The following is an 11482-nucleotide window of genomic DNA, read 5'->3' on the forward strand; positions in this document are numbered from 1 at the left end:
TGACACACATAGTAGTTGATGTTACATTATATCTATCGAAAGGAAGATACATTATGAAACCAATAATTTCGAAAGATATAATTCGTGGTCATACAACTACGATTGTTTTGAACATTCTTAGTCAAGGCGACAGTTATGGATATGAAATAGCTAAGATGATTAAACAATTGAGTCACGAGTCCTATGAGCTTAATGAGGCCACACTCTATACAGTTTTTAGACGTTTAGAAAAAAATGGTGATATTGCCAGTTATTGGGGTGATGAGAGCCAAGGTGGAAGACGTAAATATTATCAGATCACTGAACAAGGTACTGAGACTTTAAAGAATAATGTCAAAGAATGGAATTTCGCCAAGCATGTTATCGATGATTTGATTCTTGGAAGGATAAATTAATATGAATGAAAAAATAATAGAATTAGTAAAACAGCAATTATCAGAAATATTTGAGGACTATCCTCACACTGCCGATATCCACGAATTGGCAGAAGAATTAAAATCGGATTTAATTGCCTCGGCCGAAGACAATCTTAAAGATGGCATGTCACCTGAATATGCAGTTAAAGATGCCTTCAATAAATTTGGTGATATTAGGGATTTGATCGAAGATGTTGTGCATGAAAGTGGTCAGAAAGAAAAAAACGAGAATCACGAGGGTCATCATATTGATATCAATCAGTCAGGTATCACAGTCGATGGTGGAGATAAATTAAAAATCGATAAGAGTGGGATGTTTATTAATAAAGGCAAGTCATTCAAGGCGGACGGTTCAGGTGTTTCTATTAGTGAAGGTCGAGTTTTTAGAGCTGATGAAAATGGGCTTAAACTCGGAAATATGGTTATTGATGGTCGCGGTATCAACTTTGAACAGAATGAAAATAAAGTCCGCGATACCTTCTCGAAATTTGATGAACAATTTAATACCAATGTCGATACAGAAGTTTATGTTGAAACCTTGAATTTAGTTAATGAACAAGAATTTAATGTTGATGAAGTGGAGCGTTTAGATATCTCATATGGTTTTGCAACTGTTCGTGTGTTGCCGAACGAAGGTGATAAAATCATTTTAAGAGAATATATGTCACGTAATAATCCAGATTATTTTGCTAGAACTTCAATTGGATCAGATACATTGCAAATCAAGCAAGGTCGTTTTCCTAAATTTTTAAGTTTAAAAGTAAGAACTCAAATTCTGATCCCCAGTAATTTTTCCGGTGATATGAGAATTTCTAATTCTGCCGGTCAATTATATCTAAATGGTATCTCGGGATTGAACACGGTCAAGGCCACTATTAATAGTGGGAATGGTTATTTTAATAACGTTTCAGTTGAAAATCTTTCAGTAAAAGCCCAGTCCGGAAGAATCAAGATGGAAAATGTTAAGGCGGGTGATATTCTACAATTATTAGCTCATAGCGGTTCGATCAAGATCAATAATGTACTTGGCCGTGAATTTGAGATCAAAGCACATTCAGGATCAGTTCGAGGTGAGAATTTGAGTGGTAGTGGTTATGTGATAAGTCATTCAGGAACAGTTTCATTAAGTATTGAAGAATTAACAGGTGATATTAATGCTGAATCTAATAGTGGAACTGTTAGATTAACAATGATGCCAACCAATTATTATTTTGATTTACAGTCTAAGAGCGGCACTGTTAAGAGCCCTGAAAATGCAATCATGGATCACGATACTTATAGTTTTAAAGCCGGTTATGTCGGCGATAATCCTCAATATATGATTAAAGGTAAAGCATCATCAGGAATTGTAAAATTGTATTAAAAAAAAACGTCCGATATTAAATTATCGGACGTTTTTAAATGAATAAATATTAGATAAATAGAGTGTAAACTTAAAATTAATTAAAAAAATTTTAATTTTATATTGTAATTTGTAAGAAATAAACGTATCCTTAGTATCATTCTACAAGATAAGGGGAGATATTTTATGCAGGAAACAAAAAGTAAATGGCATATGCCTTCGGCATTTACCATATTGTTTATCCTAATAATTCTTGTAGCAATTTTAACCTGGATCATTCCAGCCGGAGAATATGCTACTACTAAGGCAGGCAACGTTATTGCCGGGACTTACCGAAGCCGAAGTAGCAGTCCTCAGGGACTATGGGATATTTTTGAGGCTCCCATAAACGGAATGATAGGTACTAAAACAACAGATGGAGCAATTCCTGTATCACTATATATCTTGGTTATTGGTGGTGTTTTAGGAGTTGTTAATAGAACAAATACTTTTGCTGATGGGATCGGATCGGCTGCTAAGAAATATAAAGGTAGAGAAAAATATTTGATCCCATTTTTAATGACCTTGTTTGCTTTAGGTGGGACCGTTTTTGGAATGGGTGAAGAAACTATTGCCTTTGTTCCGATTGTTATTCCAATTATGTTAAGTGTTGGTTATGATACGATCACGGCTATTTCAATAACCTTGATCGGTTCACAGATCGGTTGTATGGGTTCAACAGTTAATCCATTTGCGACAGGTGTGGCTTCAGATACGATTCACATTTCGTTGGGACAGGGAATTCTGCCTAGAGTAGTATTCTTAGTATTATCTTTGATCATCGGAATTATTTATGTTATGCGTTATGCTGCTAAAGTGAAGGATCATCCTGATCAATCATTAGTATACGAACGTCATGAAAAAGATCTTAAAGAATTCGTCGCAGCCAGTGATGTTGAGGTAACAGAATTAACTAAGAGACAAAAATGGGTTCTATTCGCTTTTATTATGACATTTGTCGTTATGATAATCGGATTGGTTCCTTGGGCTACATTAAATCCTAAGTGGACATTTTTTGCTGATTTTTTGAAGTGGCTTAACAGTATGCCATTTATCGGTTCATTTGTTGGACGTGATATGGTGCCATTTGGTACATGGAGTTTTGTTGAGATCACTACGCTGATTTTCTTTGCATCGTTAGTTATCAAGGCCATTTATAGAATGAAAGAGGCTGACTTTATTGAGGCCTTCATGGATGGTGTTAGAGATTTCGTTGAAGTTGCTATGATCGTGGCTATTGCCCGTGGGATTCAAGTTATTATGAATAATGGCTATATTTCAGCAACTATTCTTCACGCCGGTGAGGTTGGTCTACATGGATTATCATCATCAGTTTTCATTATTTTGACATATATTTTCTATATTCCCATGTCATTCTTGATACCATCAAGTTCAGGATTGGCCGTTTCGACAATGGGTATTATCGGACCTATTGGTAGATTCTCCGGTGTACCAGGATCAACCGTTGTTACAGCTTATCAAATTGCTTCAGGCTTAGTTAACCTTGTCACACCAACTTCAGCCATTGTTATGGGTTCATTAGCATTGGGCCATGTAAGTATTGTTACTTGGTTTAAATATATTTGGAAACTATTGTTAGTCTTCATAGTTTTCACTTGTGCGTTTTTGGCATTTTGTACAATTTTTAATTTCCAATAATGATAACATCGTAGCCATAATTCTAGGTTACGGTGTTTTTCTTTCAGAAAAGTGCTAATAATTTGTTTTATATCAGGAAATTGGTTAGTTTAGAGTTAATAAGAATATTGATATATCAAATTATATAAGAAAGGAAAGGACTTAGTTTCCTTGAAAGTTTGGTAAAATGTTTAACTTTAATACACAACCTAAAAAATATTCATTAAATGGTGAAATAACTGTTCCTGGAGATAAAAGTATTGCGCATCGAGCCATTATGTTTGGTTCCATTGCAAAAGGTGTCACACAACTTAGCAATTTTTCTTTCTCAGAAGATTTGGCTACAACTGTTCGAATATTTAAAGAATTAGGTGCTAAAATTCATTCTGAACCAAGTACCAAAGGAATGATCATTAAAGGCACTGATCATAATTTTAATTCAGTTGATAAACCATTAGAGATACACAATGTTGGTGAATTGGAAAGTTTATTATTAGGAGTTTTAGCCTCAGTTCCACAAGAGTACATTATTGATGGGGGAGATTTTTTAAAAAAACGTCCTCAAAATGGTTTATTAGATCTTTTAAAACAGATGGGAGTTGTGTATGATGCGACTTCTGAAGAGGCATTACCGTTAAAAACTATTGGTAGTGGTTCCTTAAATGGCATTACATATCAACAAGAGATATCTAGTGCTCAAATTAAAAGTGCATTGATCTTAGCGGGATTATTTGCTAAATCAAAAACTACGATTATTCGTAAAATAGCAACTAGGAATCATACTGAGATACTGGCTAATTATTTTGGAGCAAATATTAATATGAATTCTAAAACGATCATAGTTGATCCAAAAAATACAAAATTAAAGGGGAAGAGTCTGACCATCCCTGGAGACTTTTCTTCAGCCTCATTTTATTTAGTCGGTGCTATGTTATCTACAGATAGCCAAATAACTTTGCGTAAGGTTGGACTCAATCCAACTCGAATTGGCCTTCTAAATGTTATTGAACAAATGGGTGGAAAAATTACCATTACCAATCGTGTTGAAAATATCGAACCATACGGCGATATCGCTGTAGGAACACAAACTCTTCATGGCACTACGATCACAGCTGAACAGGTACCAACAATTATTGATGAAATACCTTTGATTGCTCTGATGGCCTCACAGGCAACAGGGAAGACAGTTATAGAAGAAGTTCAAGATGTCTATCTTCAAAATAGTGAACGAGTTAGAAATATGCGTACAGAATTGGCAAAATTAGGAATCGTCATGCAAATAAATGATGCTTCTATCGTCATTGAAGGTAATCAAAAAATTAAAGTTAAAGATGATGTCGATAGTCACAAGGATCACCGCATAGCAATGATGCTGGTAATCGCATCTAATTTAACTAAGACTCCATTTCAAATTAAAAATATCGAAGCAATTGACGTTTCATATCCTAACTTTATTTCAGATTTGAAGAAATTAGCAAATTTTTAGGCATTAAGAACTTCTTTTTTTGTGACCGTTATCGTATGATAACGGTAGTGAAATTATGTAAGGGGTTACTTAATGATTAAATTTATCGGAACTGACTTGGATGGGACCTTGCTGAATAGTTATAGCAAGATATCAGAGGAAAATATTGCAACCATCCAAAAAGCAGTAAAAGCGGGGATAAAGTATGCCATTTGTTCCGGCAGAACATTGCACTCTGTTAATGGATTCTTTTCAAAAGATTTAAAAATACCGGGTTATCGAGTTGTTTTAAATGGAGCAGTAGTTGTTGATCCTGATGGTAAAAAAATTGTGGACGCTCCAATGGACAAAGAAGTTGTTGAAGAAATATTTAAAAGAGTAGAATTTAGTGAATTTAAAGTAGTTTTAGATGGGTTAAATAGTTCATATATTTATGATCCTAATCACAATTTTTCGGCATATTATGAAGGAAATGATCGACATCATTTAAGAGCTGAGAATTTTACAAAATTACGTGAAGTTAACGACGATGATGATTTCAAAATTTATAAAGTTTGTTTTAGTACGACGCCAAAACGTTTATCTGAATTGAAGAGGAAAATAGAATCGTTAGTAGCATTACCAGTCACTGTCAGTAGATCAGGTAGTGATTACTTTGAAATAAATGCTCTAGATGTTTCAAAACTCACAGCATTGCAAAAAATTTCTGAATATGAGGATATTCCAATCACTGAATTTATGTGCTTTGGTGATTATGGGAATGATTTAGAAATGATTAGAAGTGTTGGTTATGGTGTTGCTATGGATAACGCCATTGATTTAATTAAGGATGAATCTTGGACCATTACTAAGAATAATAATGATAACGGTGTTTCCTTTATGATCGAACGTGTTTTAAATGGTGAATTTGATGAATAAAAACGAGCGTGTCAAATACGTTCAATTTATAAATATAACGTAAAAATATCCGTATTTACATAGTAAATACGGATATTTTTGTAGTTGAACGGGAGAAGTTGTATTTTATTGTGTATTTAGGTCACGAATTCTTTTGTTTATGCGGTTTTAGTTTTAGAAACAGCTTCTTTAACTTTTGGCATTAGTAAATTTAATAAAATTGCTGAAACTGCAGCAATCGCAATCGGTGAGCCTAATAAGTATTGTAATAGTTGTGGTGCTTGTTTAGTAACTGAGGTTGGTAGCAATACTAAGGCTAAGGTCAAAATTATTGGTAAACCGATTATGTAGAGATCACGGTCAGTTGTATGTAGATTACGAATAACGTTTAGACCATTGAGCATAATCGTTACACAGATGATGGCAAAAACACCACCAATAACAGGTGCAGGGATCGCAGCCAGAAAAGCAGACAATTTACTGAAAAATCCCAAAATGGCGAACCAGATGCCAGCAAATAGGAAAACCCTTTTACTAGCAACACCAGTAATAGAAATAATACCAGCATTAGTTGAATAGCCTGTAACTGGAGTTGTGCCCAATAAGGATGCGATCAGACAACTAAAACCTTCACCAATGATCCCCATATTCCATTGTTTCTTGCTGATTTCATGATTTGTGACAGCACCCATAGCAAACCAAGTACCAGTTGTTTCGGTCGTAATGACCGCATATATAATAATAAAAGTAATTATTGCTGAGGCTGAAAAGTGAATTCCATAGTGGAAGACAGTACGTTGAGGAAGACTGAACCATGCTGCATCAGAAACAGTTTTCCAATCGAAAATTCCCATCAAAGTAGAAAAAATCGTACCAACAGCTAACGCTAAAATAATTGAACCAGTTCTAAAGAAACGGCGGACACTAGGAAAATGCATACTAATACCCACGGCAATCAATAATGTAAGAGCGGTAATAGAAGCTAGGATAATATTATTATTGATATTGCCGGATGCTTTGAAAATATTGTCATTCAATGCTGAAGGGATCAAAGATAATCCAACGCAAGTAATAATTGTTCCACCAACTAGGGCTGGAACAAGTTTACTAATAATTTTTTGAAAGATTCCAGTGGCACCCATAATGATCAAAATAATTGATCCAATCAATAAAGCACCAATCAAATTTCCCATTCCATTGCCCTTAACGCCGCCAGAGGCTAAGACGACCCCAGCAGCAGCACCAAGTGGGACAAATGATGGCCCTTGTGAGACTGGCATTTTCATGAAGAAGTAAGTTTGCAGTATTGTGCCGATACCGGCAGCTAAAAAGGTTGATTGTAGCAATCCCATTTGATCGGGTAAGCTCATAGCCATCATTCCGGCCAATATTATTGGTGGAACATAAATATCCATTGCTAAAACGTGCTGTAAACCTAGGAATCCTGATTCAACTAAGCCCACTTTATCGTCTGGTCCCACTAAAAGGTTACTTTTATTTTCCATTATGTATCTCCCTCTAAATGATCTTGGAACTAAAAAAATCGGGCAAGGCAAACTGGACGATTGTCTGACCTCGAGTAGATCTAGTCGCAGTTTGCTTGACCGATTTATAATCCGGTTCATTCGCGGGTATTAAAATACACGTGAGAACATTGGGTGTAAAATCCGCCTTGTCAAACGACATTGAAGAACTACACTCCTCGTAAACGCTTTGATAGGTGATAATCTGACACTTCCTTAAAAGATAATAGTTAATAGACTAACATGTATATTAGCTATAATAAAGAGTAAAATGTTCGGAAATTGCCGGTATTTTGTTTTTTTTAATAATACTAATGCAATAAATATAAGTCGTATATATATTTTGAAGCAAATATTAAATTATAATTAGATTAAAATTAATATAGGATTTGTTCTATCTAATAAGGTAAATCAGTATTTCTACAATTGACCAATCAGGTTAACTTACTCCTGGAATAGTAAACCCAAGGGGAAAGTATACCCTAAAACAATAAATAAAAGGAGCTGTATCTCACTTGTTGTTAGAAAACCAAGTGAGATACAGCTCCCTTTTTAGATCCATTTATTCTTTTCAGCAATATTCAGGGCGTCAATCCTAGAGGAAGCTCCGGTTTTGCTTAATATGGATGAAATATAATTGCGAACCGTTCCATCAGATAGAAAGACGGATTTAGCAATTTCTTTGCTATTTTTACCAATTTTTATCTCTTTTAAGACGTCTAGTTCTCGTTTGGTCAAAGGATTTTTTTCGGCAGATAAAATAGTAGTTACTAATTCTGGTGAGAAGATTGTTTGCCCATCTAAAACTTCATGAATAGTTTTGACCAGCTGATCAGTTGGATTGTCTTTTAGTAAGTAGCCATTGATATTAGCTTTGACTGCTTGTTCAAAATAGGTTGCTCTGGCAAAAGTTGTTAAAATTATTACCTTAGTTGGAAGATCAAGTATTTTTATTTGTTCAGCCACATCGAGTCCGGATAACTTTGGCATTTCAATATCTAGGATGGCAATCTCCGGTTTTTTAGAAATAATTTCAGATAGGGCAGTTTGACCATCGGTTGCTGTTCCAATTACTTCAAGGTCATCCTCAAGTCCTAGTAAAGTTGCCAAAGCTGTATTTAACATTTCCTGATCTTCTGCCAAATAAATTGTCGTCATTCTAATCTGCCTTTTTTACTTTTATTTTTAAAATGGTTCCGTGATCCGAACTAATATCTATAACCCCATTAATATCAGATAGACGCTGTGATATCCCCGTTAATCCGAATGAATCTTTTCGGACCTTTTTATACCCGACACCATCATCACTAATATCTAAAGTATAGTAATCATGATCTTGACCAAAATCAAATGTGGCTGTATGCGCTTTACTGTATTTGATGATATTTGTTGATGCTTCCTTGATAATTGCCGCCAAAACATTTTGAATTTTGATTGGCCAAGTAGCGGATACTTTTTCATTATTTGATTGTTGAATTATATTTACAATTCTTAAATTATTTTCTTCTTCGATCATTGCTTCAGCAATTGACTTCTGATTCAGGTCACTAACTATTTGCCTAACTAAACTCAAATCATCTCTAGAGGTGGCAGCGATATCTTTGATTTCTTGACGTGCTTGTTCAGCATTCTTATCCATTAGTTTATCAGCTAATTCGGCTTTTAAAGTTATTAAAGAAAATGATTGTCCAAGATTATCATGCAGGTCTTTGGAAATTCGTTCCCGTTCGTTTTGTTTAATTATTGTTTCCAATCGCTTGTTATTTTGTTTCAAACGATACATTCTTCGATAACTGTTTCCAAGTGATCTGGCAGCAAAAGGGGAGCCTACTGCAAACACTGCAGTAATGATTATTCCGTAAATACCGTATGACTTGAAGTTGACTAATATATTTCCAGAGATACAAAGAATACTGAAAATTAAGTAAATAGCCGTATATCTGTAGAATTGCTTATTTTTAAATGGTAGTGAACCAATTTCCCAGGCTGTAAAAATAAATAATGTTCCTAAATTATATTCATAGACTAAGTAAGTTGTGATAATTAATTGACCTACTATTTGTAATGGTAATAAGCGGTTGATCTCATATCCATCTCGATATAATTTGAGAAAGATTAATAATAGTGAAAATAAAATCCAGTTAAAGCTGTTCTTTTCGAACAGTGATTGACTGGATAAGGCAATTAAGGAGAATGCCCAAAAATACGGCATAATGCCAAATCTTTTGGGAAATAAAACATGATTCTCTAAGAATGTCATTCGATGATTAACTCCTTATGTTTTTGATACTTAGTTATGAGTAAAGTTATCACAACAATGATCATTAGCCAAAGGATGATTCCTAAGATGTAATGACTATTTATAATTTTACCATGAAGGATAGATTGATCGATGTTAGATATTTCAAAAGTTGGAGTTAATTTACCGATTGATTGTAGCCACTTTGGCATCATGGTAATTGGCCACCAAAGCCCACTGATTATTGCTAATGGGAAGACGACAATGTTATTCAAAAGGTTGACCGTAGCTGGATTATTTGCAAGTGAAATTAATATTCCCATAAAGATGAGCGGAGTAGTGCCTAGGACAGATATCAAGATTATTAATGACCAGTTTGCGATTTGTAAGGTTAAATGATTTACTAATATTCCGACTAGACAAATAACTATTGCTGAAATTAAATTGAGTAACATAAAAATTAAAATTCGAGATAAATAGTATTGCCAACGAGGTAGGGGAGTTAATCTTGATAGAATATCAAAATGACTGGTCTTGTCCTCAAGCAATGTATTGGCCACAGTGATGATCGAACCTAATAAGCAGCTATAAATAATCATACTGATCAAATAATTCATTTGCCATGTTTTCAGATCCGCTTGTGGAATGCCATTAACTAATACTTTTGAATATAGCAGATAGAATATTATGGGAAGCATCATGTCGAAAAGGAAAAACCGCTTGTTGCGAAGAATGATTCGTTTGAAGTTGATATTGATCTGATAAATAAAGCTATTCATGAGTAGCACCCTCTTTATTGAAATTAACAAACAATGAGTCCAACGAATTTTGTTGAACTTTTAAGTTGTTAATGGCGTTTAGGTATGGTGTAAGTTGACCGATAATTAATTCGGCATTCTTAGTTGTAAATTTATAGTGATCACCAACTTTTTTGAAATCGATAATTTCAGGCATATCTTTGAATAAATCAGGTAAGAGTTTGCTATCGAATTCAATCATACTTTCGCCTTCTAATGCGCGTAGTTGAGCGATTGATCCGTCGAAACTAATTGATTTATTTTGTAAGATCATAATTTTATCAGCAATCGTTTCTAGTTCTTCTAGATAGTGACTAGTAACAAAGACGGTTTTGTGTTGCTTTTTCAAGTCAGTGATTGTTTGCCAAAATTTAGTACGACTTTGACTGTCCATTCCGGCAGTGGGTTCATCTAAAAAAAGTAGGTCGGGATTACTAGCAATTGCTAAGGCAAAGGAGAGGCGTCTCTTTTGTCCACCTGATAATTTGTCCATTTTGGAATCTTCTAAATCATTTAAATCAGCCAATTCAATTATCTTTTCATATGTTAATGGGTTTTGATAATAACTTTGAGTAAGCTTCAATATTTCTTTGACCGTAATACGTGTGATAGAAATGTTTTGTTGCATCATTACACCAATATGTTCCTTGAAGTTTTTGTCATTAGGTAGATTGCAAATTTAATCCGAATTTTTGGATAAATTTGTCAGCATAACCTGATACGGTGTTTGCCAGTTGAGTATTTTAAGCGGTCGCTGGTTAATTTGGAGTAACGTCGTCGTTAAATCTTGAGCACTAATGTGCTCAAAACGAGTCCCTTTAGGATAAAAATAACGTAAATTCCGATTAAAGCGTTCATTACTACCACGTTCAGCTGGCGTATAAGCATGGCAGTAATAGGTCTTAATACCATATTGTGATTCAAGTGATACTAGCCCACTAAACTCAGTGCCACGGTCCACAGTAAAGCTGTGCACCGGACCATTAAAAGTGGTTAGGAACTTAGTTAGTGCTTCATTAACAGTCGCTGTCGTCCGATCTTTTAACCGGTATGCCCAAAGGAACCGTGATTTTCGATCGATTAAAGTTAATAAAACTGCCTTACTATGCCCACGAGGACCAACGAC

10 protein-coding genes and 1 pseudogene are annotated in these 11482 nt (G+C 34.7%); 5 read left to right on the plus strand and 6 right to left on the minus strand.

Features of this window, described 5'->3' with window-relative positions; genetic code table 11:
• Nucleotides 1-53 precede the first annotated feature (53 nt).
• The 5 genes from EKM64_RS08810 (at nt 54) to EKM64_RS08830 (ending at nt 5818) form a co-directional block, all read left to right on the plus strand.
• Complete coding sequence (locus tag EKM64_RS08810) at nt 54-395, plus strand: PadR family transcriptional regulator (protein WP_125677721.1); 342 nt, start codon at nt 54-56, stop codon at nt 393-395.
• Nucleotide 396: 1 nt separating this feature from the next.
• Nucleotides 397-1779, plus strand: coding sequence for a DUF4097 family beta strand repeat-containing protein (locus tag EKM64_RS08815; RefSeq protein ID WP_125677723.1), 1383 nt, complete (start codon nt 397-399; stop codon nt 1777-1779).
• A gap of 165 nt (nt 1780-1944) precedes the next feature.
• Nucleotides 1945-3456 carry a YfcC family protein gene (locus EKM64_RS08820; protein ID WP_125677725.1) on the plus strand — a complete coding sequence of 504 codons (1512 nt, stop codon included), beginning with the start codon at nt 1945-1947 and terminating at the stop codon, nt 3454-3456.
• Between the two features lie 166 nt (nt 3457-3622).
• The gene (gene aroA / locus EKM64_RS08825) at nt 3623-4921 is read left to right on the plus strand and encodes a 3-phosphoshikimate 1-carboxyvinyltransferase (RefSeq protein WP_125677727.1); all 1299 of its coding nucleotides are present in this window, start codon (nt 3623-3625) and stop codon (nt 4919-4921) included.
• 72 nt (nt 4922-4993) lie between these two features.
• Nucleotides 4994-5818, plus strand: a complete 825-nt coding sequence (locus tag EKM64_RS08830) for a Cof-type HAD-IIB family hydrolase (protein WP_125677729.1) — start codon at nt 4994-4996, stop codon at nt 5816-5818.
• A gap of 137 nt (nt 5819-5955) precedes the next feature.
• Here the strand turns inward: EKM64_RS08830 and EKM64_RS08835 are convergent, their stop codons facing one another.
• The 6 genes and pseudogenes from EKM64_RS08835 to EKM64_RS08860 all read right to left on the minus strand — a co-directional run.
• A complete protein-coding gene (locus EKM64_RS08835; protein WP_125677731.1) occupies nt 5956-7302 on the minus strand; it encodes a uracil-xanthine permease family protein in 1347 nt (448 codons plus the stop codon).
• Nucleotides 7303-7872: 570 nt separating this feature from the next.
• A complete protein-coding gene (locus EKM64_RS08840; RefSeq protein ID WP_125677733.1) occupies nt 7873-8478 on the minus strand; it encodes a response regulator transcription factor in 606 nt (201 codons plus the stop codon).
• A 1-nt stretch (nt 8479) separates the two neighbouring features.
• Nucleotides 8480-9580 carry a sensor histidine kinase gene (locus tag EKM64_RS08845; protein ID WP_125677735.1) on the minus strand — a complete coding sequence of 367 codons (1101 nt, stop codon included), beginning with the start codon at nt 9578-9580 and terminating at the stop codon, nt 8480-8482.
• Nucleotides 9577-10338 (minus strand): ABC transporter permease, encoded by a 762-nt coding sequence (locus tag EKM64_RS08850; protein WP_125677737.1) that lies wholly within the window; start codon nt 10336-10338, stop codon nt 9577-9579. Before EKM64_RS08850 ends, EKM64_RS08845 begins: the two co-directional genes overlap by 4 nt.
• Nucleotides 10331-11035 carry an ATP-binding cassette domain-containing protein gene (locus tag EKM64_RS08855; protein ID WP_225420991.1) on the minus strand — a complete coding sequence of 235 codons (705 nt, stop codon included), beginning with the start codon at nt 11033-11035 and terminating at the stop codon, nt 10331-10333. Before EKM64_RS08855 ends, EKM64_RS08850 begins: the two co-directional genes overlap by 8 nt.
• A pseudogene (locus EKM64_RS08860) lies at nt 11036-11482 on the minus strand (IS30-like element ISLpl1 family transposase); the annotation flags it as partial.

This window comes from Companilactobacillus keshanensis (genome assembly GCF_003946205.1).
Classification (GTDB): Bacteria; Bacillota; Bacilli; order Lactobacillales; family Lactobacillaceae; genus Companilactobacillus; species Companilactobacillus keshanensis.